Source organism: Rhodopseudomonas palustris (assembly GCF_003226555.1).
Taxonomy (GTDB): Bacteria; Pseudomonadota; Alphaproteobacteria; order Rhizobiales; family Xanthobacteraceae; genus Rhodopseudomonas; species Rhodopseudomonas palustris_I.
Genome location: NZ_QKQS01000006.1, coordinates 34,372 through 56,062 on the forward strand (window position 1 = coordinate 34,372; position 21,691 = coordinate 56,062).

At 64.6% G+C, this 21,691-nt stretch carries 21 protein-coding genes; 8 read left to right on the forward strand and 13 right to left on the reverse strand.

Annotation, left to right across the window (positions count from 1 at the left end; translation table 11 throughout):
- Positions 1 to 37 precede the first annotated feature (37 nt).
- The 4 genes from DNX69_RS02165 to DNX69_RS02190 are packed head-to-tail and all read right to left on the reverse strand — an operon-like array spanning position 38 to position 5,807.
- Positions 38 to 775 (reverse strand): sulfite exporter TauE/SafE family protein, encoded by a 738-nt coding sequence (locus tag DNX69_RS02165; RefSeq protein ID WP_110784384.1) that lies wholly within the window; start codon positions 773 to 775, stop codon positions 38 to 40.
- A 54-nt stretch (positions 776 to 829) separates the two neighbouring features.
- A complete protein-coding gene (locus tag DNX69_RS02170; protein WP_110784385.1) occupies positions 830 to 1,339 on the reverse strand; it encodes a YcgN family cysteine cluster protein in 510 nt (169 codons plus the stop codon).
- A complete protein-coding gene (locus DNX69_RS26495) occupies positions 1,336 to 4,674 on the reverse strand; it encodes a tetratricopeptide repeat protein (RefSeq protein ID WP_234826820.1) in 3,339 nt (1,112 codons plus the stop codon). Before DNX69_RS26495 ends, DNX69_RS02170 begins: the two co-directional genes overlap by 4 nt.
- Positions 4,671 to 5,807 (reverse strand): AAA family ATPase, encoded by a 1,137-nt coding sequence (locus DNX69_RS02190; RefSeq protein ID WP_110784386.1) that lies wholly within the window; start codon positions 5,805 to 5,807, stop codon positions 4,671 to 4,673. Before DNX69_RS02190 ends, DNX69_RS26495 begins: the two co-directional genes overlap by 4 nt.
- A 307-nt stretch (positions 5,808 to 6,114) precedes the next feature.
- On the opposite strand from DNX69_RS02190, the gene DNX69_RS02195 reads away from it, so the two are divergent.
- The 3 genes from DNX69_RS02195 to DNX69_RS02205 are packed head-to-tail and all read left to right on the forward strand — an operon-like array spanning position 6,115 to position 9,576.
- Positions 6,115 to 8,388, forward strand: a complete 2,274-nt coding sequence (locus tag DNX69_RS02195; RefSeq protein WP_110784387.1) for a transglycosylase domain-containing protein — start codon at positions 6,115 to 6,117, stop codon at positions 8,386 to 8,388.
- Between the two features lie 43 nt (positions 8,389 to 8,431).
- Positions 8,432 to 9,010: a DUF1214 domain-containing protein gene (locus tag DNX69_RS02200; RefSeq protein ID WP_110784388.1), complete on the forward strand. Its 579-nt coding sequence runs from the start codon at positions 8,432 to 8,434 to the stop codon at positions 9,008 to 9,010.
- Positions 9,007 to 9,576, forward strand: coding sequence for a DUF1254 domain-containing protein (locus tag DNX69_RS02205; RefSeq protein ID WP_110784389.1), 570 nt, complete (start codon positions 9,007 to 9,009; stop codon positions 9,574 to 9,576). The genes DNX69_RS02200 and DNX69_RS02205 overlap by 4 nt, the downstream gene beginning before the upstream one ends.
- A 32-nt stretch (positions 9,577 to 9,608) precedes the next feature.
- Here DNX69_RS02205 and DNX69_RS02210 read toward each other — a convergent pair whose 3' ends face one another.
- The 3 genes from DNX69_RS02210 to DNX69_RS02220 all read right to left on the reverse strand — a co-directional run bounded on the left by DNX69_RS02210 (position 9,609) and on the right by DNX69_RS02220 (position 11,642).
- Positions 9,609 to 10,490, reverse strand: coding sequence for an oxygenase MpaB family protein (locus tag DNX69_RS02210; protein ID WP_110784810.1), 882 nt, complete (start codon positions 10,488 to 10,490; stop codon positions 9,609 to 9,611).
- Between the two features lie 154 nt (positions 10,491 to 10,644).
- Positions 10,645 to 11,424: a hypothetical protein gene (locus tag DNX69_RS02215; protein ID WP_110784390.1), complete on the reverse strand. Its 780-nt coding sequence runs from the start codon at positions 11,422 to 11,424 to the stop codon at positions 10,645 to 10,647.
- 17 nt (positions 11,425 to 11,441) lie between these two features.
- A complete protein-coding gene (locus DNX69_RS02220) occupies positions 11,442 to 11,642 on the reverse strand; it encodes a hypothetical protein (protein WP_012495401.1) in 201 nt (66 codons plus the stop codon).
- A 176-nt stretch (positions 11,643 to 11,818) separates the two neighbouring features.
- On the opposite strand from DNX69_RS02220, the gene DNX69_RS02225 reads away from it, so the two are divergent.
- The 3 genes from DNX69_RS02225 (at position 11,819) to DNX69_RS02235 (ending at position 14,649) form a co-directional block, all read left to right on the forward strand.
- Positions 11,819 to 12,358 (forward strand): hypothetical protein, encoded by a 540-nt coding sequence (locus DNX69_RS02225; RefSeq protein ID WP_110784391.1) that lies wholly within the window; start codon positions 11,819 to 11,821, stop codon positions 12,356 to 12,358.
- A 78-nt stretch (positions 12,359 to 12,436) separates the two neighbouring features.
- Positions 12,437 to 13,519 carry a polysaccharide deacetylase family protein gene (locus DNX69_RS02230; protein WP_110784392.1) on the forward strand — a complete coding sequence of 361 codons (1,083 nt, stop codon included), beginning with the start codon at positions 12,437 to 12,439 and terminating at the stop codon, positions 13,517 to 13,519.
- 152 nt (positions 13,520 to 13,671) lie between these two features.
- A complete protein-coding gene (locus DNX69_RS02235; RefSeq protein WP_110784393.1) occupies positions 13,672 to 14,649 on the forward strand; it encodes a DUF2336 domain-containing protein in 978 nt (325 codons plus the stop codon).
- On the opposite strand, the gene DNX69_RS02240 is transcribed toward DNX69_RS02235, so the two are convergent.
- The 5 genes from DNX69_RS02240 to DNX69_RS02260 all read right to left on the reverse strand — a co-directional run bounded on the left by DNX69_RS02240 (position 14,650) and on the right by DNX69_RS02260 (position 19,647).
- The gene (locus tag DNX69_RS02240) at positions 14,650 to 14,991 is read right to left on the reverse strand and encodes a DUF1491 family protein (RefSeq protein WP_110784394.1); all 342 of its coding nucleotides are present in this window, start codon (positions 14,989 to 14,991) and stop codon (positions 14,650 to 14,652) included.
- A 188-nt stretch (positions 14,992 to 15,179) separates the two neighbouring features.
- On the reverse strand, positions 15,180 to 15,647 hold the full coding sequence (locus DNX69_RS02245; protein WP_110784395.1) for a DUF4411 family protein: 468 nt from the start codon (positions 15,645 to 15,647) through the stop codon (positions 15,180 to 15,182).
- A gap of 6 nt (positions 15,648 to 15,653) precedes the next feature.
- Positions 15,654 to 16,826, reverse strand: coding sequence for an ImmA/IrrE family metallo-endopeptidase (locus DNX69_RS02250; protein ID WP_110784396.1), 1,173 nt, complete (start codon positions 16,824 to 16,826; stop codon positions 15,654 to 15,656).
- A 213-nt stretch (positions 16,827 to 17,039) separates the two neighbouring features.
- Complete coding sequence (locus tag DNX69_RS02255) at positions 17,040 to 17,825, reverse strand: peptidoglycan-binding domain-containing protein (protein WP_425327284.1); 786 nt, start codon at positions 17,823 to 17,825, stop codon at positions 17,040 to 17,042.
- Complete coding sequence (locus tag DNX69_RS02260) at positions 17,818 to 19,647, reverse strand: PAS domain-containing sensor histidine kinase (protein ID WP_110784398.1); 1,830 nt, start codon at positions 19,645 to 19,647, stop codon at positions 17,818 to 17,820. The genes DNX69_RS02255 and DNX69_RS02260 overlap by 8 nt, the downstream gene beginning before the upstream one ends.
- Positions 19,648 to 20,052: 405 nt before the next feature.
- Here DNX69_RS02260 and DNX69_RS02265 point away from each other — a divergent pair, with 405 nt between their 5' ends.
- Together DNX69_RS02265 and DNX69_RS02270 are read left to right on the forward strand one after the other, a co-directional pair.
- Positions 20,053 to 20,475: a DUF5330 domain-containing protein gene (locus tag DNX69_RS02265; protein WP_110784399.1), complete on the forward strand. Its 423-nt coding sequence runs from the start codon at positions 20,053 to 20,055 to the stop codon at positions 20,473 to 20,475.
- Between the two features lie 117 nt (positions 20,476 to 20,592).
- Positions 20,593 to 21,021, forward strand: coding sequence for a SufE family protein (locus DNX69_RS02270; RefSeq protein ID WP_110784400.1), 429 nt, complete (start codon positions 20,593 to 20,595; stop codon positions 21,019 to 21,021).
- 24 nt (positions 21,022 to 21,045) lie between these two features.
- Here DNX69_RS02270 and DNX69_RS02275 read toward each other — a convergent pair whose 3' ends face one another.
- Positions 21,046 to 21,660 (reverse strand): DUF6456 domain-containing protein, encoded by a 615-nt coding sequence (locus tag DNX69_RS02275; RefSeq protein ID WP_110784401.1) that lies wholly within the window; start codon positions 21,658 to 21,660, stop codon positions 21,046 to 21,048.
- Between the last annotated feature and the right edge of the window lie 31 nt (positions 21,661 to 21,691).

Genomic DNA, 21,691 nt, shown 5'->3' on the forward strand with positions numbered 1-21,691 from the left:
GGGCGCGATCAGCGATCACGCACCGCGCCGCTCATCCTCAGCGCAGGAACAGCCCGATCGTCAGCGCAATGCCGAGGGCGACGACGCCCACACGCAGCCAGGTTTCGTTGACCCGGCGCAGCACCCAGACGCCGAGCAAGTAACCGACCGTCGACGACACCGCCAGCACCAGCGCCTCGAGCCATTTCACCTCGGGCGAGAACGCGAACATCGCCACCGCCGAGGCGTTCATCGCCGCCGCCAGCGCATTCTTGGTGGCGCCGGCGTTGCGCGCGGTCATGCCGGCGATCGACAGCGCCGCCATCATCAGAAAGCCGATTCCGCCGCCGAAGTAACCGCCATAGACCGAGATCAGAAACTGAATGCCGATCAGCACCGGCGCGCCGACCTGCCCGGCTTGCGCGGTCGGCTTACGGCCGAAGCTGCCCCAAGCGAACATCGCGGTGGCGAACAGCACCAGCCACGGGATCATCTTGGCGAACACAGTCGGCGGCGTGATCAACAGCAGCAGTGCGCCGGCGGCGCCGCCCACAAGGCTGGTGAACACCAGCGCGCGGAAGCTGACCTCGCCGACGCCGCGCACCATGCCGCGGCCGGCATAGCCCGAGGCGAGCTGCCCCGGAAACAGCGCCACCGTGGAGGTGATGTTCGCCGACAACGGCGACAGCCCGGCCAGCAGCAGCGCCGGCAACGTGACGAACGATCCGCCACCGGCAAGCGTGTTCTGAACGCCGGCCCACAGGCCGGCGACGGCGATGATGATCAGCGCGGTCATGCAAGTCCTTCAATAGAGCGGCGGCGGGCGCCGCCGGTGGCGAGGGAAGCGGAGCTACCTCGGCCGTTGTTTCAGCTTGGCGCGCTTCGGCAGCAGGGCCGGCCACGACACGATGTGATCTTCGAGCTCCTCGACCGGGACCTCGGTCTCGGTCCGCTCCACCCGCCCCCGCACCGAGACGCCGGCCTCGTGCACGGTGTTCGGATCGCCGGAGATCAGCGGGTGCCACCAGTACAGGTCGCGGCCCTCGGCGACGAGCTTGTAGGCGCAGCTCGGCGGCAGCCAGGTCAGCTCGCGGACCTCTTTCGGGGTAAGCCGCACGCAGTCCGGCACCCGATCCGACCGGTTCGGATAATCCCGGCAGGCGCAGCCGCCCGCATCGAGCAGCCGGCAGCCGACCTCGGTGAAATAGATCCGCCCGGAGTCCTCGTCCTCGAGCTTTTCCAGGCAGCAGCGCGCACAGCCGTCGCACAGGCTCTCCCACTCGGTTGGGGAGAGCTGTTCCAACGTCTTGGTCTTCCAGAAGAAACCGTCCTGGGGGGAGCGCTTCTGCGGTTTTGTCATGCGATCTGGCGTTTACGCGGTCGTCCACGCTTACGCGCGGGCTTATCTGGAGTTGCAGGAGACCGGTCCGCACGCGAATTCAGCCAGCGGAACATCTTTTCGGCCGGTTTACGGACTTCCGGGCTGAAGTCCAGCAAGAACCGCTCACCGCGCACGAAAGCAACGAATGCCGCGTAGACCGGCGCCTGTCGTTCCGCCTGCCCGGATTGGTTGAACCACGCGATCAACTTCTCGCCATAGCCGCGTTTCACCGCGATCCGGAGCAGCCGGAGCAGGTCGTCAGAAAACGTCGAGTGAAGTTGCCCCTGGTCACCTTCCAGAGCACGTTGCAGATATTCAGCCGCCTCGCCGAAATTGTCGCTCGCGAGCGCGCGAGCTGCCTGAAGGAGGTCACATCCAACAGGATCGAGATCATCGAGCAAAACAACAATCTGATCAGCTTCGTCAAGCCGATCCAAGGCGACCAAGAGCCAAGCTAGATTGGCCCGCGGCAACACAGGATCGCCGGAGATTGCAACCGCTTTGCGATAGGCAGCCTCGGCTTCTTCAAAGCGGTCTGAATGATCGGCAATCACATTTCCTTGCCTACACCAAGCATCGTCATCGTGTGAGTTGAGTTCAATGGCGAAGCGTAGGCATCGCTCTGCCTCTGAAAACTGCCCCTTTTCAATGGCAATCACAGACGTCTCTTTGGCTGCCAAAGCCGCCACAATCTGCATACTAGGAACTCGAGGAACGCCTGTCGCGAAAAAGTCTCGGTAACGACTTGTCGCCTCTTCGAATACTGCGAACGCGTTGTCGATCTGCCCCAGAGACCTAAGGTTTAGTCCCTTACCAACCAACGCACCCAACACTAGTGAAAGTAGCTCCGGCTCCCGTACATTACCGAACTGTCTCACAATATCATCATACGATGCAATTGCCCCCTCAATCTGCCCCAAGCCCCCGAGCACCCCCCCCTTGTAGAATCGCGCAATCGCAACTCCCCAAAGAACATTAAGGTCCGACGAATGTCCAAACCGACTGATAATATCGTCGTAGATTGCTATTGCGTCATCGCTCCGACCATCCGCCTCAAGGGCCTGCCCTTTGTTGACCAAGGCTTGAGCAACTACTCTGAGAGATGACACCGCCCCGGAATAACCAAAACTGGTTATTACTTGATCAAAGATTGCAATAGCACTCGAATTTCTCCCCAATGCCTGCAAACCCGCCCCCTTGCAGACCATCGATCTAGCAACCTGTATACGCAGCTCCGGTTCATTGGCACCACCGAACCGATCGATAACTTTGTCACAAACGGATATCGCATCCACGTTCCGCGCAAGAGTTCCATATGAGACGGCCGTATTTACCAATGCGCGCGAAACCGCTTCGCGGAGCACCAGTTCCTCCGCTTCACCATTCCGACTGACCACCTCGTCATAACACGCGATAGCGTCTTCCAACCTTCCCAAGGCTTCAAGCATGACAGCTTTGTTGATGAGAGCGTCAGCCACTTCCCCTCGAATCTGAATATCCTCCATCGCCGCAAAGCGATTGACCACCTCGACATAGGTAACAATCGCTTCTTCGTGACGCCCCAACATTCCAAGCCTCGCTCCTTTGTTCACCAACGCTCGGGCGACTTGGAGTACCAGTCCAGGCTCTTCTGCCGCAGCAAAGTGTTTTGCTATCTCGTCATAAATCCCGACTTCATCATCAGAACGCCCAAGTTCTCCGATGGTAATCGCCTTATTGAATAGAGCACGAGCAACGTGGCTAAGCACGTCGGCATCCTTGTCTCCCGCGAAGCGCCGCACCACCTCATCATAGGCAGCAACTTCGTCATCCACTCTTCCCAATACCCCCAGCGCGACTCCTTTGTTAAACAGTGCACGAGCAACTTCTTCCCGAATCTCCGGTTCCTCGTAAGACCCGAATGCACTTACGACTTCGTCACAGACCGCAATTGCTTCTTCATTTCGTGAAGCAATCGCAAGTTGCTGAGCTTCGTCCAAGCGACGAACAATCTTGGTAAGAGCAGAGCGGCCACCCGACTTCACGGTTCGGTCGACCAACTCAAACGGCCCAATCGCCTCCAAAGCCTCACGATATAGCGGATGTAGTCGCAAGCTGACCTCTGCCTTCATCTTGATCAGCTCGGCAGGCGCATAGAAACTACTGAGGAACGCCGTCAGCCAGGCCACCTTCTGCCGGGTGCGGCGAGTGCCGTGGCGCATTAGGTACCAGATGTTGAAGAAACGCTCGACGAGCTGATAGCCGGCGCGCGCGCCGGAGGTTTCTACCTCCTCGATCACGCCGTCGTTCTTCAGCCGATTGAGCTGCGACGAGATCGTGGTGATCTCGACGGCGGTGATCTCGCCGAGCTGCTTCGACGTGACCGGATGCCAGTGCAGCGCGACGGCGTCGATGATCGCGCGCTGCAACTCCGTCTGGTATTCTTCGACGCGCGCTTTGTAATACGGCGTCATCTGATCGAGCAGCACTTCGAGATCGCGAAACACGCTGTCGCTCTCGGTGCGCTCAAGCAATTGATAGACCAGCACCAGCACCCGCGGATTGCCGCCGGTCAGATTATGCAGTGTGCGGATCCGCTCCGGCTCGCGTTCCAGCACCTCGCGCACCGGCCGGCCGGATTCGCCGCGCGCTTCGGCCAGCCGATACATACATTGCCGCAATTCGGTTTCCGACAGCGGGTGCAGCATGTGGGGATGAAAAAACTCGTAAAACGCGGCATCGCGATCGGCGCTCTGCCGCAGCATGTGCGTCGCCGCACCGAACACAATCGGCCCGCCGGGCGCCTGCAGCGCGCGCCGCAGCTCCCAATTCTGTTGCGGCGACAAAGCGTCCAGGATCAGATCGAGATTGTCGACCAACAGCACCGGTCGCCCACCGAGCCGCGCGCAAAGCAACTGGAAGGCTTGCGCAGCAGAGCCCGACTCGCGCCACACCTCCGTTGCGAGGCCGCGGTCGATCTCATCGGCGACGTCTTGCTTGCCGACGTCTTCGCACGATTCGGCGAGCGACTCCGCACAGTTGCGCCAGAATGCATCGAGCGATCGAACGTTGTACTGTTCCTCGCGGAAGCTCAGCGGAATGAACCGTTGCTCGAGCACCGGGTCGTCGGCGATGCCGATCGCAAGTCGGCGCAACAGGCTGGTCTTGCCCATGCCGCGCGGCCCGACGATCAGTTGATGCTCGGCGACCTCCGTCATGTGCCGCAGCTTGTCGAGCAGGAAATCGACGAAGTCGCCGCGCGCGACGAAACCGGCTAGGAAGTCCTCGCGGCCGAGACGACGTGGGTCGTATATGGCGATGCCGAGCGTGGTCATGCGTGGATATACTTCAACCAGTATCGACGCAGCAGGCCGGAACGAAAGCGCCAGCGGCCTTCGGTCTCGGTCACGAAGCCGTCGTTGGCCAAGGCAGTCATCAGATTCATCAGATCGCGATGCGTGACCGCGGGATGCCTTTGATTGACGCCGGCGAGGATGGTCGACGCAATCTCGCCGCCTCGGGCACCGCAGCAACAATCCAGGATCGCGTACAGAACATCGGTGTCCGGCTTTGGGAAGTTCTTGTTGAGGTGCTCTTCCCAGGCGACGAAATTATTGCGGTAGGCGTGCCCGAGGAGTTCGTCGAAGGCGCGGTCGATGTCTGCAATCGTCGGGACGGCCGTCGCTCCGCCATCGTTAGACGACAGCCTGATCCGATTGGCAATCAGTTCGAGATAATAGGGCGACAGCCAACCGAGCTCTGCGGCCAGATAATCGAAGCCGGCATCGTCGAGGACGAACCGCCACCGCACCTTGCGACCCGCACACAGCGCGTCGATGAACGCACGAGCCTCCTGCGCGGAGAACGGTTCGAGCGGAAAGATTTCGAGATCGATCAGGGCGCCGCCGAGCCCCAGCCGCCGCGCCACGACGTCGAGTCCGATCGATCCGGTCAGCAGCCAGCGCACGTTGGGGTAGGACTGGCGCAGCTTGCGCAAGTGATACAGGAACGCCTGCGCCGCCTCCGGCCCCTTCGAGATCAGCGCCGATACGAACAGCGAAATCTCGTCGATCAGGATCAGCACTTTGGCGTTTTGCTCGTGGAGAGAAGCCACCAGTGCCTCGGAGAATTGCTTGACGTCGACTCGGCCGATCGCACCAATCAGATTGCCGCCTTCGATGCTCGCGGTGGTGAGTTGCTCGAGCCGATGCAGGATCTGACCGCGAGCACGCTCGGCAAGCGACCCCGCATCCTCGATTTTCTTGCAGAGATCGCGGAGGAACTCTTCTTCGTTCGCCATCCCCTCGACATCCGAGAAGATCGTCAGCCATCCTTGCTGTTTGAGCTGCCGCTCGACCTCGTGCATCAGCCAAGTCTTGCCGACCCGCCGCGGCGCTAGCATCTGGATGCTCTTTCCTGCTTCCAGCAGCCGTAAAATCTCTTCCGTCTCGCAATCCCGGTGCGCCATCGGACGCCTCCACAATACCATTATTCAATATCGGCGATATATTCATTTTTGGATTTATTCGTCAATGAATAGTTGCGAAGCCGCCTAGCGCTTCACTTTGCTGAATTCGATCCGAACGAGCCGAGGTGTGGGCCGTCTGCCTCGGGGTTCCCCGAAATCGCTGCGGCACCATTGGTTTGTCTGCCCAGCTCCGCTAGAAGGAAAAGGATTTCGAAGCGCGTCGAATCGCCTTTGGTTTGCCGCAACGCTGCCGCAAGACGTCATTCCGGCGCCGAGGCGGCGTCGTTACCCAAGGGTCGGAAGCCCGGTGCCGAAGATTCTGCCAGACAATTGGAAGCAGCGGGTCCGGAACTGGTTTCTGGATCTCGACGCTCGCCTCGACTCGACGCTGTTCTCATCGGCGGTCGGTATCCGAGAACTGTGGGAGCGGTTCTCGACCTATATGGACCGCTTCTATGTCGGCGGCTGGAAGCGCTGGGTGTTCATCGAGCCGCTGTCGGAAGCCGCCTCGATCGGCCTGCTCGGCCTGATCGCGCTGCTGGCGCTGGCGCAGCCGGCGTTTCGCGAGACCGCCGACGAGGACTGGCTGAAGAAGTCCGATCTCGCCGTCACGTTCCTGGACCGCTACGGCAATCCGATCGGCAGCCGCGGCATCAAGCACAACGACGCGATCCCGCTCGAGGACTTCCCGGACAATTTGATCAAGGCCACCCTGGCCACAGAGGACCGGCGGTTCTACGACCATTTCGGCATCGACGTCGCCGGCACGCTGCGCGCGCTGGTCACCAATGCCCAGGCCGGCGGCGTGCGCCAGGGCGGCTCGTCGATCACCCAGCAGCTCGCCAAGAACCTGTTCCTGTCGAACGAGCGCACGCTCGAGCGCAAGATCAACGAAGCGTTCCTGGCGATCTGGCTGGAAACCCGGCTGACCAAGAACGAGATCCTGAAGCTGTATCTCGACCGCGCCTATATGGGCGGCGGCACCTTCGGCGTCGACGGCGCGGCGCATTTCTACTTCAACAAATCGGTGCGCGACATCAACCTCGCCGAGGCCGCGATGCTCGCCGGCCTGTTCAAGGCGCCGACCAAATACGCCCCGCACATCAACCTGCCGGCAGCGCGCGCCCGCGCCAACCAGGTGCTCGACAATCTGGTCGACGCCGGCTTCATGACCGAGGGTCAGGTGTTCGGCGCGCGGCGCAACCCCGCCTCGGTGGTCGACCGCCGCGACGAGAACTCGCCGAACTACTATCTCGATTGGGCGTTCGACGAAGTCCGCAAGATCGTCGACACCTTCCCGAAATCCTACACCGAGCGCGTGTTCGTGGTCCGCACCGCGATCGACATGAACGTGCAGCGCGCCGCCGAGGGCGCGATCGAGAACCAGCTCCGCCAGTTCGGCCGCGACTATCACGCGACCCAGGCGGCGACGGTGGTGGCCGATCTCGACGGCGGCGTCCGCGCCATGGTCGGCGGCCGCGACTACGGCGCCAGCCAGTTCAACCGCGCGGTCGACGCTTATCGCCAGCCCGGCTCGTCGTTCAAGCCTTACGTCTACACCACGGCGCTCTTGAACGGCTTCAAGCCGAACTCGATCGTGGTCGACGGCCCGGTCTGCCTCGGCAATTGGTGCCCGCAGAACTACGGCCACTCCTATTCCGGCTCGGTGACGCTGACCCAGGCGATCACCCGCTCGATCAACGTGGTGCCGGTGAAGCTGTCGATCGCGATCGGCGGCAATCCGAAGAACCAGTGGGACTCGGCCAAGAAGGGCCGCGCCAAGATCGTCGAGGTGGCGCGCCGCTTCGGCCTCACCGCGCCGCTGCCGGACACCCCGTCGCTGCCGATCGGCGCCGACGAGGTCACCGTGGTCGAGCACGCGGTGGCCTACGTCACCTTCCCGAACAAGGGCATGGCGGTGAGGCCGCATGCGGTGCTGGAAATCCGCACCGGCGCCGGCGATCTGGTGTGGCGCTGGGACCGCGACGGCCCGCAGCCGAAGCGCGCGATCCCGGCCAACATCGCCGCCGATATGGCCGGGATGATGAGCCACGTCGTCACCGAGGGCACCGCGCGCCGCGCCCGGCTCGACGGCATCCCGGCCGCCGGCAAGACCGGCACCACCAACAATTATCGCGACGCCTGGTTCGTCGGCTACACCGGCAACTTCTCCTGCGCGGTGTGGTACGGCAACGACGACTACTCGCCGACCAACCGGATGACCGGCGGCTCGCTGCCGGCCCAGACCTGGCACGACATCATGACCGCCGCGCATCAGGGTGTGGAGATCAAGGAGCTCGCCGGCGTCGGCATGGGCGAGAAGCTGCCGGCCGCGCCCGGCGCGCGCCCCACCGGCGCCGAGACCGCCGACGTCAAGCAGGCGCCGCCGGTGCTGACACGGCGCGGCGCCGAGATCCTGGTGCGGGTCGAAAAGATGCTCGACGACACCTTCCACACGCTCGATGCAGCTCCGGCTGCGGCGCCGGCCCAGACCGGCCGCAAGGTCTCGTCCGGCGCGGCGGGTTTCCCCGACAGCCTGGCGGCGGCGTCGAGCGACGCGCCGGCCGCGCGCAAGAATTGAGCGCGGCGATGATTGCCTTGACGACATCGGGGATGGCTGCGACGTGCGCCTGATAGTCCTCACTCTGTTGACGCTGCTGATCGCCGCCGGCGTCGGCATCGGTGCCACCTGGACCACCGCGACGATCGGCACCGATCTCGGCACGCTGACGATCGGCGCCTGGACGGCGCGGCCGCGCGTCGGCACCGCGGAAGTCGATCCCTACACCCGCGCCGCGATCGTGCGCAGCGGCGCGCTGCCGGTCGGCGCCGGCGACGGCATCTCGTTCCTCGCCACCACCGACGACAATAAGCGCCCTCTCGACGGCCGCTGCGACGTCGAGGTCAGCGGCGTCACTCCGGCGGCGCGGTTCTGGACGCTGACGCTGTACGATCCGCGCGGCAATCTGGTCGCCAACACGCTGGAGCGCTACGGCTTCACCAGCCAGGAAATCATTCGCGACGCCGAAGGCAAGTTCAAGATCCGGATCGCATCCCGTGCCCGCGGCGGCAACTGGCTGCCGACCGGCGGCGTCGATCGTTATTGGCTGATGCTGCGGCTGTACGACACGCCGGTCGGCATCGCCACCCGGACTCAACGCGACGCGCCGATGCCGGCGGTCGCCACCATCGGCTGCCCATGATCCGCATCGCCATCGCCATCGTCGCCGGTCTGGTGCTCGGCGGCATCGTGCATCTCGTCACCATCCTGGTATTGCCGCGGATCGCCGGCCAGGACGCCTACGCCCGGCTGACGCCGCTGACCCAGGTCAACGCGGTGACGCAAATGCCGGACGTCACGCCGAACAGCGCGCCGCTGCCGCTGCTCGATCCGGCATTCGCGATGGCGGTGTGCCGCTACGATCTCTCCAAGGGACCGATCAAGCTGGCAGTGCCGGTGAGCCAAGCCTACACTGCGGTGTCGTTCTACACCCGCAATGAAGTCGCCTACTACGCGATCAACGACCGCTCCGCGGGCCGCAAGGTGATCGAGCTCGACCTGATGACCGCCGAGCAACACGCCGAAATGCCCGAGGAAGAGGACGTCACGGCCGCCGACCGGCTGATCATCGACTCTCCCACCCCCACCGGTCTGATCGTGATGAAGGCGCTCGCCTCCGAGCCCGGCCTGATGCCGCAGGCACGGACCGCGCTGAAAGCCGCGACCTGCAAGGTGCAACCGGAGCCGCGAGCCAAGTCGCAATCCTGATCACAGCATCGGCAACCCGCCAGCGCTGATCGTCAAGCGCCCTTGGCGCGGGGAAACGTGCCCAACTCTTCGATATTGTAGCCTTCCGGATAGGTCCGGCCGCCGATCTCCTGCCACTTCGGCGCCCGGCGCTTCGGCAGCAGCTTCAGGATCACGCGGCGCAGTCCGAGCCCGCCCAAGGCGAGCGCGCGCAACGGAGCGGACGGATACTTGAATCCCAGTGCCTCGACCAGCGGCCGGTCGGTGATGGCCAGCGCAACCTGTCGCCCACCGCGATGCAGAATGCGCGGCACGAAGTAATCCGACAACACGAGGTCGATCGTCCGCTCGGAGATCAGCCGGTTCGACGGCGCATAGACGAACCGGGTCCGCTCGAACTCGTCCGCAAACGCGCGAAACGATTGAATGTCCGGATACAGCCCGTCGATGCCCATCCGCCGCCCGAACTCGTTCCAATAGACGAACCACAAATGCTGTTCGACCTCGGTCATCGGCCGATGGCCGAAGCGGCCGACCCAATCGATCGGCGCGAAGACGAAGGTCGAGAGGACGTACAGGTAATCGTCATTGGCGATGCGGAAGCGTCCGTGCATCGCGTTGATGCGGTCGAACGCGCGACGCGCCCGATCGCTGTCGAAGCCGTTGCGCAGCACCTCGCGGATCAGCAGCGCCGTATCGTCGTATCGCTTCGAGACGCGCTTCGAGAATTCGCCGGTTCGCGCCAGAAGCCCGGAAATCGACGGCACCGCATACGTGCGTAGCAGCGCGAATTCCAGCGCCTTGTTGATGTCCCACGGGAAGTCGATGTGAGCCATGCGCCAAACCGCACGCTGGGCTTCTGCCAATTCGGGAGAGCCGTTCGGTGCGGTCAAGGCGTCAGCCGTCGTGACCTGCGGCTCGAGCGAGTCGATCATCAGCATATCCTCCAATACCGCGCACACAGTCGTTTGCCGCATGGAGAATGGTCTTGCGTATAGAAGCTGGGAGGTCGTCACCGACATGCGGCGCCGCGTCATTGAAATGACGCGATGCGAGGTCCGCGGATCACCGGCGCCGACTACTCGCGGCTCATCCCTTCCGCACCACCGCCGCGCCCTGCGACGGCGGTTGGCCGGACCGGCCGATAGTGTTGGCCTGCGCTTCGAGTTCGGCGATCAGCCGGTCGGCGTCGGCCGCGATGCCGTCCGGCGCCATGATTACCAGCCGCTCCAGCGCCCAGCGATACGACGACGCGCGCCGCCGCAGGCACTGCTGCACCCATTGCACGATCAGCGCATTCTCTTCCATCCGCGCCACCGCGTCCTCGCGCTCGCGCGGCGACAGATCGGAGATGTACTTCAGGCTGGCGTTGCGCTTCTGGTCGAGCTCCAGCACCCGCGCCGCGGTGAACTGAAACGGCTCGAACATCGTCAGGTCGTTGCGCACGTCCTGGATCAGCTCGTTGTAGCGCGACGAGTGCGAACGATGCGGCTCGTCGATCAGCAGCTTGCCGTAGGCTGTGCGATCGAACGGCGGCTGCTGCCGCCACGGCGCGGCGATCGGCTGATAATCGCCGAACACGCTCTTCCACGCCGGGCGCGCGTGCGGAGCCTCGATCAGCGGATACGCCATGTCGCGCATCGTGCGCTCTTGGTCGGTGAGCTGAAACGCCGACGCCTTGAGGCCGATGCTGCCGGTCGCCTCGGCGCCGATCCAGCGATGCATGTCGTCGGTGACGAAGTCGCGGCGGGTGCGGCCGAAATCGCCGCCGGCGCAGCCGCCGAGTGCGAGGGCGGCGAGCGTGGGAAGGAGCAGAGCCGTTCGGGCGGCCCCGCCCCGGATCAGGACCGGACGGCCGACCGCGGACATTGACGAGCTGACTCTGTTCAGGAGCGAGCGCGGCGGCGCCGGCGCCGGCCGGGCGCATCGCCCTGCTTCGGCCCGCCGTCGCTGCCGGCTTCGGCGTGGCGCTCGATTCGGATCACCGGAAGGATCGTCACGGTAGCGGAGCGGTCGGACGATGCGACCATGGGCGACCCCGGCCGCCGCGATGCCGCATCCGCCGGGAATTCAATGATGGTGCCCATTCCGGTCTCTCCGCGTCCTTTCCCCGAGCCGATCACCGCGCGCCGCATTAAGGAGCCGTTATGGTTAATGCACTGTTAATGGCAGAGCGCCTCGCGGTTGCAACCCGGACGGGTGCGGTGCTAGCGTCACTGTCGGGGATGGGGAACCTGACGTCGACGTGAGGCTTGTGACCTCCATGATCGAGATTCCGCCAACCGATCTGCGTGCCCGCCCTCTCCCCGCCCTCGGCGCCCAGCCGATTGCGATTGCGGCCGCTGCCTTGTTGCTGATCGTCGCTGGAATCGGCACGATCTTTCTGTGGCGGATCGCCAGCGGCACAAGCCCCGAGCAGGAACGCGTCGTCGCCGGCCGCCAGGTGCAGGCCCGCGTCGCCCAGACCTCCGAACAGCTGGTGGAACGAACCAAGGGGCTGGAGCTGACCCAGCAGCAGTCGATCGATCAATTGCAGGCGCTGCAGGATCAGCTCCACGACATCCAAGCGCTGGTCGCGGCGCAGCGCAGCGAGATCCGCAAACTATCCGAGCAGATCGGCGAGATCGGCACGGGTCTCGACAGCCTGCGCCAATCCTTCGCCCAGGCGCAGCCGGCGGACACCGCCGAACGGCCGGCCGTCCGCAGTAAGCCGGCCGCGCGCGCCTCCCGCGCCACCCGCAGCAGGGCGGCCAAACCACGCGCCGCCAAAACGCAACGCAAATCCGCAAAACCGCGCCGTTAGCTCGAATTGCACACCGCCGCTTAACCAATTTGCGACCAAGTTCGCTTGGCGAGCAGCGAGTATGTGTAGGAGTTGACGATGCGTAAATTTGCGGTGCTGGCGGCCGGCTGTAGCGCGCTTGCCGTTCTGGTCGGACTCGGTGCCGGCCGCGCGTGGTTCAGCCTTCCGTCCGGGAAGATCGACGCCGCCCGCGCTTCGGCGACCTCCGACGAACTCGTCACCGGCACGATCGCTTCGCGCTGGCCGGTTCCCGGTGGCGCACCGCAGAGCGCAGCGCCGGCACCGGCTATCCTGCCGGCTCGCGCCACCACCGACTCCCCGATGAGCGCCAAGCCCACCGCGCTTCCGGCCCCCGCCCCCGCCCCCGCCCCCGCCCCGGCGCGGCAGACCTGCAGCAATCCGAACGCGCTCGGCATCTCGCGCACGGTCGAAATCGACACCACCGGCGGCCCGGGCCTCGGCATGTCGCAATATCGCGACTACGACTTCCTGCAGCCCGGCGAAGTCGCGTTGACCTTCGACGACGGACCGTGGCCGGTGAACACTCCGGCGGTGCTCGCGGCGCTCGCGGCGCAATGCGTCAAGGCGGTGTTCTTCCCGATCGGCAAGCATGCAAGCTGGCACCCGGCGATCCTCAAGCAGGTGATCGCGGCCGGCCACACCGTCGGCTCCCACACTTGGTCGCACGCCAATCTCGCCAGCAAGCCGTTTGCCGAAGCCAAGAGCGAAATCGAGAAGGGCATCAGCGGTGTGGTGCTCGCAGCCGGGCAGCCGACCGCGCCGTTCTTCCGCTTCCCGCAACTGCGCCAGACGCCTGAGCTGAAGGCGTATCTCGGCGAGCGCAACATCGCGGCATTTTCGATCGACGTCGATTCCGAGGATTTCCGGATTCACAAACCCGATCAGCTCGTCGCGGGCGTGATGGCCAAGCTGAAGAAGGCCGGCAAAGGCATTCTGCTGTTGCACGACTTCCAGAAGTCGACCGCGCAGGCGCTGCCCGAGCTGCTCGCTCAGCTCAAGGACGGCGGTTACAAGATCGTATTCATCACCGCCAAGGACAAAGTAACCACGCTGCCGGAATACGACGCCCAGGTCGCCCCGGCTCAGCCGACCGCCAGCGCCGCGAAGCCGATCGCCAAGGTGATCCGCACCGTCGATTAGCAGCGGTCATTACCCGAATAGTGATCTCGACCAGACGGGCGCGCCAAGCGCCCGTTTTCGCGTGTCCGGTCTACTTAACAAACCGTTGAGCTTAACGTGCTGTTAAAGCAGTCGAACTAATCTACCGGCACCTCGTACCATTTTGCATCGCCATGACCACGTTCACACCCTTTCCCGGATACGACGGGCTGATGTCGCTGTCGCGCCGCGAAGGCGTCGACATTCGCCCGACGCTGCTCAGGGTGTTGACCGATCTGTATGTGCAGAGCCCTTCGCACACCGACGAGGAAGAACGGCAATTCGTCGAGCTGACGTCGCGGCTGATCGACGAAGTCGACGACGCCACCCTCGCGGTGGTGCGCGCGCGGCTGTCGATCTATCCGCACACCCCGCGCGCGATCGCGCTGCGGCTGTCGCTGTCGGCCGCTGGCGATCAGCGCGTGCCGCTGGCTGCCCCCATTCCGCCGACGGCGGGTAGCGTCTCACCGGCCCGGCCCTCACCGCGTATCCCGACCGAGGCCGAACAGCGCGCCGCCAACCTGTCGATGCAGCCGGAGGACGCCGCGCAATTGTCCGAGATGTTCTTCTCGGCAACCGGTCCCGAGCGCACCCAGATCCTGTACAATCTCGCTGAAACGCCGCTGCGCCCGGCGGCACGGATTCATCCGCCGCGGGCGATGCGCGCCTCCGAAGTGCTGCACATGGCGGCATTCGTGTCCGATATCGAGAACTTCACCGCCGAACTCGGCGACGCGCTGCTGCTCACCACGGCGACCGCAGAGCGCGTCGTGTTGGACGAAGGCGGCGAAGCACTCGCCTGCGCGCTGAAGGCACTCGGCATCAAGGGCCAGGTGTTCGAGCAGATTTTGATGTTCCTCGATCCGGCCAAGGGTTCGTCGGTCGAATGGGTCTATCGGCTGTCGCGGCTTTATGATCGCTTGAGCGAGCGCGCGGCGCTGATCATGCTGGCGGCATGGCGCGGCGCCACCGTCGCCTCCACCCGCGCCAAATATCGCTCTGCGCTGTATGACGACGAGCGGCATCGCGCCCGCAGCGCCACGCCGCAGGCGCGCCCCGTGGTTCAGCCCGGCACCGCCTGGTCGCCGCGCATCGGCACCACGCGCAGCTAGCTACTTCGCCAGATCGAGAAAGTGCCGCCCGGCGCGATCTTCCGTCTCGACGATCCAAACGTCGGGATCGAACCGGATTTCCTTGGCGAGGCGCGCATCGACGTCGGCCTCCGGCTGCGGCGCCGGCGATGCCGGCACGAACACCCGATCGAACGGACGCTCGTCCTCGTAAGCAGTCTGCGGCGCCGGCACATACAGCATCGCCTGTCCGTTCAAGGTCACGACCTTGACGAACACCGCCCCCGCGTCCTCGGCGCCGCGCCGGCTCACCGCGCCGAACACGCCCTCAGTCTGGCAGCGGCGCAGATAAGCCGACACCCAAATCGCACTCTTCAGTCTCATGGAGCGGCTTGTAGAGGATTTCGGGAGCGGAGCAAATCGGAAGCATGAAAATTGCCCTGCCGCACCGACGCAACGCGGATGGCTGCGAGGCCGGGAGCGAGCTCGGCTATTTCCTTGTCCGCGACAAACTGGCCGAACGCTAGTTCATCGATGGCCACTTCACTGAGATATGTGAGCTTCGCCGCAAACTACCCGAGCACCCAATCCTGTTCATCGATCAATTTCATCAGATTAATGCAGTCGACCTTCATGGCGTTGCAGACGCCGGGAATCTTGCCGAGACTGCCTATCCCTGTCTCTTCGGTGACCACCGTATAGCCGTACACCTTGGCCAGAGCGATCACGAAAGGATCGGCTTGAAACTTCTCTTTACCCGCGGTCACCAAGCCCGTGTAGGTGTTCACGATATGATCAACTTGCAATTGTACGGCTTCGTCGGGCGTGGCGAACATGGCTTCGCGCAACTTCAACCATCCGTACAACTCTTCGGACCGCTTGCTGCATTCGCGTAGCACCAGCGTCGAAGACACCAAGCGACCGCTCGCGACGAGCTGATCGAATTGCTCCCATAGTTTCGGGAAACGGTTTGGCTTGTACCGTTCGTACCAGGCCGCAATTAGCGCACTGGTGTCGATGCAATAGATCGTTCCAGCCATGCCGGCTTAGCTCGCAATGCCGAACGCTGCCTTTTCCATCGCAGGAACCGTCGCAACCTTCATGTTCAAAAGACCTGCGACGTCGCGCAGCGTGAAATAGCGATCGTGATAGCCATGGAAAATAAGTTGAGTGAAAGTTCGGCCGAGCTGGCTCAGCACCACATAGTGGTACTTCGGGCCGCCTTCGGCGGCCTCCTTTTGCTCGTCGAGCTCGGCGTAGATCTTCTGAAACTCGGCCCGCTTGCTCTCGTAAAATGTTTGCGTTGTGCGGCCTAGCGTCAGCAGGCGGCGCAGGACGACCTCCTGGCTGACGCCGAAGCGCCGTCCCAGCGTCTCCAGTTCGTCGTCATCCCAGGTCCTCTGGCTGCCCTTCTGCACCACCAGCGGCTCCCTGAGTAGCCAGTGGCGCGGCATCAACGCCGCCGCGGCGACCGCGTTACAGAACGTCTCGACTTCGGGATGAGGCGCGTCGTTGCGATCGCCGCCTATATTGCTGACGCCGCTCTGGCGCAGCGTCAGGTGACAGAGTTCATGCAGCAGGGTGAAGACGCGCCCGTTGCCGCGATCCTTCCCGTTGATCAGGATCACCGGCATCGTCCGCTCGGCCAGGGCGGTACCGCGCATCTCGCGGATTTTGAGCCGAGGCACGACAAAAACCAGAATGTCCTTCGCTTCGATCGCAGCCCGCCAGCCCTCGAACGCCTTGCGGCCGAACCCCTGCTGGATGATCTCGGTGACACCGAGATAGTCGCGGAGGTGTCGGCCCAATTCCTCAACGTCGGATTTGAGCGTGGCCTCGATAGCGAACTTCTGAACCGGCTCGCCGAGCTGAGCGCGGACGGCCAGGGCGATCTCACGACGTTCCCGGGCGAGGCGGATGGCGTAGGTCAGAGGCGGCGAAAAGCCCTCGTGAACGCCGGGCAGACGCCGGAAATCCTGGATGGGCTGCCAGCCCTTCGGCGCCGTCCTGAGATAGAACAGGCTGACCGGTCGCTTGTAGAGGTCGGCGAAATCAAGCAGCTTGGCGAACGTCGGGGCCTCGTCGCCGCTTTCGAACGCGGCCAATCGCTCCGGGTCGATATCGAGACGGCGCGCGGCCTCGTCCGGGCTGAACCCGGCCTGCTCCCGCGCCCATGCAAGCATGGCCGGGTTGATCAAGGCCTTCACGCTCTTCGCCATCGTCCGCTCCCCGGAGGAGACTCTACTCCGGCTGGCCGGGAGCACAACTTCCAGGGTCGGTTCAGCAGTGCATTCGAGCTGTCGCACAATTGCGCCGGAGCGCAAAGGAACTCTGATATTACCGCGCCGCCAACTCGGTCCAATCCTCTCCAAGATGGGCCCGGCAGCTGGAAGGTCAACGCAGCGGCATAGCGATCTACCCGCCCCCGCCCCTTAATCGATCGAATGCCCGATCATCAGTCCGAGCTCGCGGACGACGCGGTCGGAGACCTGGCCGGTGACCGGCAGGTTGCGCGAGCGCTCGAACCGGGCGATCGCGGCGTGGGTATCGGATCCGGCGGTGCCGGTCGGCTTGAGCTGGCCGTAGCCGTATTGCGTCAGCGCGCGCTGCACCGCTGCGATCCGCCGCGACGAGGTGATCATCTGGCCGAGCGGATCGCGCCCGGCACTGGGAATAGCGGCCGGCGGACGCGGCACGTTGGCGGAGGCGGCGGCACCGTGCGGGGCGGTCGCACGCACCAGATTGCCAAGCGGATCTTCGGAGTCGGCGGTGCGGCCGCGCGCCGGGCGCGGCTCCGGCAGGCGGATATCGGCGGCCTTTGCCTCCACCGGTTTGATTTCGACCGCCTTGGCTTCCGCAGCCTTCGATTCCGGCGGCTTCAGCTCGGTCGCGGTCGGCTCCAGCAACTTCTGGTCGAGCGCCTTGGTGTCGGCGCGTTGCTCGGCATCGAACGGACGCGGACGCGGCAGCGTAACGATCGACACCGATGCGAGCGATGCCGACTTGCCGAACATCGGCGACGGGTGCTGCCCGGCCTGCATGAAGATCGCGTTGGTGACGATTGCGATCACCGCGGCCGAGGCGAACATCGCCGCGATGAAATCCTTCGGGCTCGACAGCATCAGCCGCATCGCCAGACCGCGCTCCTCACGATCTGCAACCACTGCCGCCGCGGCGCCGCGGCGCGACGATCCGCCGTCCTTTCGCTTTTTAGGCACTCTTCTTCACCTGGTAGTCTTGCGCCGGCGCATCCGCCGACGCCGTCGAATTCAACGCCAATGCGGTGACGTTGCTGGAAACCGGCATCGCCAGAGGCAGCGACACCGTGACGGTGGTGCCGCAATCGATCTGGCTCTGCACTTCGATCTCGCCGCCGTGCATCCGCACCAGACTCTTGACGATCGACAGCCCGAGGCCGGTGCCCTCGTGGCGGCGCTGATAGGTCTTGCCGGCCTGGAAGAACGGATCGCCGAGCCGCTTCAGATCTTCTTCGGCGATGCCGACGCCGGTGTCGCTGACGCGCAGCACCAGCCGCGAACCTTCGACCGCAGCCGAGACCGTGACCGTGCCGCCGCGCTCGGTGAACTTGATCGCGTTCGATACCAGATTGAGTAGGATCTGCTTGAACGCACGCGGATCGCCGACCACATCCGGCAGGTTTTCCGGCGCGCGCGTGACGAGGTCGATGCCGCTGTCGCGCGCCTTCAGCGCCAGCAGGTTGCAGCAATTCAGCAGCGCCGGCCGCGGCGCGAACGGCTCCGGCACGATTTCGAAATTGCCGGACTCCATCTTCGACATGTCGAGGATGCCGTTGACCACCGACAACAGATGCTGGCCGGAATCGTTGATCAGCTGCGCGTATTCCTTGCGGCGCTCGGCGCCGAGCATCAGCGCCTCCTCCTGCGCGATCATGTCGGAGAAACCGATGATCGCGTTCAGCGGCGTGCGCAGCTCGTGGCTCATGGTGGCGAGGAAACGGCTCTTGGCGGCGTCGGCGCGCTCGGCTTCGGCGCGCGCCTCGTCGAGCGCATGCTCCTGCAGCTTGCGCTCTGTGATGTCGCGCATCACCGCGACGACTTCAGTCTCGCCTCCGCTGGGGGCGGCCGATGCGGCTTCGAGCGGCCGGCAACGCATCTCGACCCAGACAAATTCGGGGGCCGACGGCCGGCCGCGTTCGTCGCGCACCACCTGACGACGAAGGCGGAATTCGACGCTGCCGGTCTCGCGGCCACGCGCCGCGTCCGAGATCGCTTTCAGATAGGCCGGACGATCGGCGACGTGGACGCGATCGAACAACCCGTGTTCGGCGAGCTGCGGCGACGCAACGCCGAGCAGGCTCTCCGCCGCCGGCGAAATGAAACGCACCGCGCCGCTGCGACTATGGCGCGAGATCACGTCGCCCATGTTGCGAGCGAGCAGCCTATAGCGCTCCTCCTCGACGTCGAGCAAAGCGCGGTTGGTGCGCGCCAGCCAGGCCGCGCCGTAAGCAAGGCCGGAGGCGTACAGCGTCGCCGAGGTGATTCCGAAGGCCGCGAGCGTGATGCCCGAGACCGCGCTGGCGGCGGGCGCCGGTAATACGCCGAACAGGCCGAGCCCGATCAGCAGCGCGGCACCTCCGAGCGCCAGCGACACCGCGAAGGTGACGATGCGGCGCGACGCCGACAGCGCCGCTTCGACCGGGATCACCACCAGCCACACAGCCGCGAAGGATTGGATGCCCCCGGTGAGCGCGGCGACGCCGATCACCAGCGCGGCGAGCGCCAGCGACGACAGGAAATGCGCATCCTCGTAACGTCCGGTGCGCGACAAGAACCACGCCACCAGGATCGGAACGATCAGCCAGGCGAACGCCGCCGCTTCGAGCGCGGTCGGAGCGCCGCGCAACACCAAGTACAAAGGAAAGGCCGCGAAGGCGGCGAGGCTACCGAGCATGCGCGGTGCGATGAAGGCACGATGCCGCGCGCTCGCGAGCGCGTCGTGACGCGCCGAGGGATGCAGCAACGCATCGAGACATTCACCGATGATCTTGGATACTGCCACGCTGCTCGCGCTCGCTGGTCGCCTCGTAACGGGAGGCGTTCTGCGCCCCACGTGTGGTTGGCCGAACCTGTCAGAGCGACCTTAAACGAACACTAAGGCGATCGCAGAGTGAGGCCCGCCCCGGCGTCGAGAGGGCTCGGCGCACCGCATTTGAACCGCATGGTGAACGCAAGGTTTCGAAGCGCGCGGCGATATGGTTTCGAATTGGTGGACGCGTATCGGTCGCGCGCCGAGAAGGCGAGCGACGTCAATCGAATGTTTACGCCGAATCGGCTCGGCGGAATTTTTCGCGGATTTCGCTCGAATTGTAAGTAACCGAATCACTCCGGATTCACTGCCGCTCGATACGACGGAGTTCGATTGCGAGGCCAATCGCAACGGGGATTTGGACGACGGGGACGCGAGATGTTCTTTCTGCTTCGCTTGGCATTTTGGATCGGCGTGGTGCTGGTGTTCCTGCCGCGCGAGTCGACACCGGATTCGGAGAAGCTGCCGCAGATCGGTGCCTCGGAGGCGGTGTCTGCGGCGAGCGCCGCGGTGTCGGACTTCAGTCAATTCTGCAAGCGCCAACCGGCGGCTTGCGAAGTCGGCGAACAGGCCGCGACGGTGATCGGCCATCGCGCGCAAGAAGGTGCGCGCAAGCTGTATCAGATCATCACCGAGAAACGCGGCGAACCGACCGGTGCAATCGGCGGCGGCGACGCGCCCGATCCGTCGTTGGCGCCGCGCGACACGCTGACGGCGGAAGACCTGAAGATCGAGTGGAAACTGCCCGGGGCGGAGACCGCCGCGGTCGATGCAGGCGCAAAGCCGACTGCCACCAATTAGGGCACCCCACGACCATCGGGGCAGGCGATTCTCGCTTTCGAGCACGCCTGCGAAGCCATATATCTGTCGGTACAGGTTCCATCGCGCGCGAACCGCGACCGACAGATACGGGGCACGATGACGATTGACGAGATCAGAGACAATTTCGCGCTGCTCGACGAGTGGGACGACCGCTACCGCTACGTGATCGAACTCGGCCGCACGCTCGAACCGATGCCCGAGGAAGAGCACTCGTCTGCGAACAAGGTGCAAGGCTGCGCCAGCCAAGTGTGGCTGTCGCGCAAGCTGACGCGCAACGCGGCCGGCGAGCCTGTGCTGAACTATCTCGGCGACAGCGACGCTCACATCGTTCGCGGCCTGGTCGCGATCCTGCTGACGCTGGTGTCGGGCCGCACGCCGCAACAGATCCTCGCCGCCGAGCCGATCGCGGTGTTCGACGAGCTGGGCTTCCGCGAGCATCTGACGCCGCAGCGTTCCAACGGTCTGCGTTCGATGATCGAGCGGATCAAGGCCGACGCCCGCGATACCCTCGCCGCATCGAGCTGATCAGCGCCGGTTCCCGCACCACCCTCACGGCACCACGAACGCCGCATCGTCCGCCAGCCAGGTGCGCAGCCGCGGCTGGGCCTGAACGCTGCGCGGCATCAGGCCGTAGTGCCGCGCCAGCCGATCGAGCCCGAGCTGCAGCACCACTTTGGCGGAACGCGACGGCCAGCCGCGTTCGCGCTCGACATCCTCCAGTCCGCGCAGGAAGCAGCAGACATCGAGCAGGATGCCGGAGAACTCTGGACCACAGGCCTCCACGGCGTGCTGCACCCGCTGCCGCGCCGCCACCACCACGTCGGCCATTTCCCCTGCCCCGCCCCCGCTGCCGGCGCGACCGGTCGGCGCTCCCCAGTTCGAGGTCACGCGTGGTGTCAGGTTGCCGCGGGTGAAATCGGCACGGAGTCGCTCGCCGGCAACGAACTGCTCGGCGCTGATCAGCGCGCGGCCGTCGCGCCCCTTGCGGCGGGCCAGCCATGCCAGCGGGCTTTCGCTATCGTCCATCGTGACGCGCGCCAGACCTTCGGCGGTCATGATGTCGCGCTCGGCCAGCGTCAGATGACTGGCGCGGAAGCCGTCGACCTCGGCCGTGCCTTGGTCGCGTGGTGTGGCGGACTTCCGCCCGCGGCGCTTGGTGTGCATCTCGTCCGCCTTTCCCAGAGCTTTGTTATGG

What these genes read in the sequence shown, in the direction of transcription:
- DNX69_RS02165 (WP_110784384.1), bottom strand. Translation starts at nt 775, where the DNA reads ATGACCGCGCTGATCATCATCGCCGTCGCCGGCCTGTGGGCCGGCGTT.
- DNX69_RS02170 (WP_110784385.1), bottom strand. Translation starts at nt 1,339, where the DNA reads ATGACAAAACCGCAGAAGCGCTCCCCCCAGGACGGTTTCTTCTGGAAG.
- DNX69_RS26495 (WP_234826820.1), bottom strand. Translation starts at nt 4,674, where the DNA reads ATGACCACGCTCGGCATCGCCATATACGACCCACGTCGTCTCGGCCGC.
- DNX69_RS02190 (WP_110784386.1), bottom strand. Translation starts at nt 5,807, where the DNA reads ATGGCGCACCGGGATTGCGAGACGGAAGAGATTTTACGGCTGCTGGAA.
- DNX69_RS02205 (WP_110784389.1), top strand. Translation starts at nt 9,007, where the DNA reads ATGATCCGCATCGCCATCGCCATCGTCGCCGGTCTGGTGCTCGGCGGC.
- DNX69_RS02210 (WP_110784810.1), bottom strand. Translation starts at nt 10,490, where the DNA reads ATGATCGACTCGCTCGAGCCGCAGGTCACGACGGCTGACGCCTTGACC.
- DNX69_RS02215 (WP_110784390.1), bottom strand. Translation starts at nt 11,424, where the DNA reads ATGTCCGCGGTCGGCCGTCCGGTCCTGATCCGGGGCGGGGCCGCCCGA.
- DNX69_RS02220 (WP_012495401.1), bottom strand. Translation starts at nt 11,642, where the DNA reads ATGGGCACCATCATTGAATTCCCGGCGGATGCGGCATCGCGGCGGCCG.
- DNX69_RS02225 (WP_110784391.1), top strand. Translation starts at nt 11,819, where the DNA reads ATGATCGAGATTCCGCCAACCGATCTGCGTGCCCGCCCTCTCCCCGCC.
- DNX69_RS02230 (WP_110784392.1), top strand. Translation starts at nt 12,437, where the DNA reads ATGCGTAAATTTGCGGTGCTGGCGGCCGGCTGTAGCGCGCTTGCCGTT.
- DNX69_RS02235 (WP_110784393.1), top strand. Translation starts at nt 13,672, where the DNA reads ATGACCACGTTCACACCCTTTCCCGGATACGACGGGCTGATGTCGCTG.
- DNX69_RS02240 (WP_110784394.1), bottom strand. Translation starts at nt 14,991, where the DNA reads ATGAGACTGAAGAGTGCGATTTGGGTGTCGGCTTATCTGCGCCGCTGC.
- DNX69_RS02245 (WP_110784395.1), bottom strand. Translation starts at nt 15,647, where the DNA reads ATGGCTGGAACGATCTATTGCATCGACACCAGTGCGCTAATTGCGGCC.
- DNX69_RS02250 (WP_110784396.1), bottom strand. Translation starts at nt 16,826, where the DNA reads ATGGCGAAGAGCGTGAAGGCCTTGATCAACCCGGCCATGCTTGCATGG.
- DNX69_RS02265 (WP_110784399.1), top strand. Translation starts at nt 20,053, where the DNA reads ATGTTCTTTCTGCTTCGCTTGGCATTTTGGATCGGCGTGGTGCTGGTG.
- DNX69_RS02270 (WP_110784400.1), top strand. Translation starts at nt 20,593, where the DNA reads ATGACGATTGACGAGATCAGAGACAATTTCGCGCTGCTCGACGAGTGG.
- DNX69_RS02275 (WP_110784401.1), bottom strand. Translation starts at nt 21,660, where the DNA reads ATGCACACCAAGCGCCGCGGGCGGAAGTCCGCCACACCACGCGACCAA.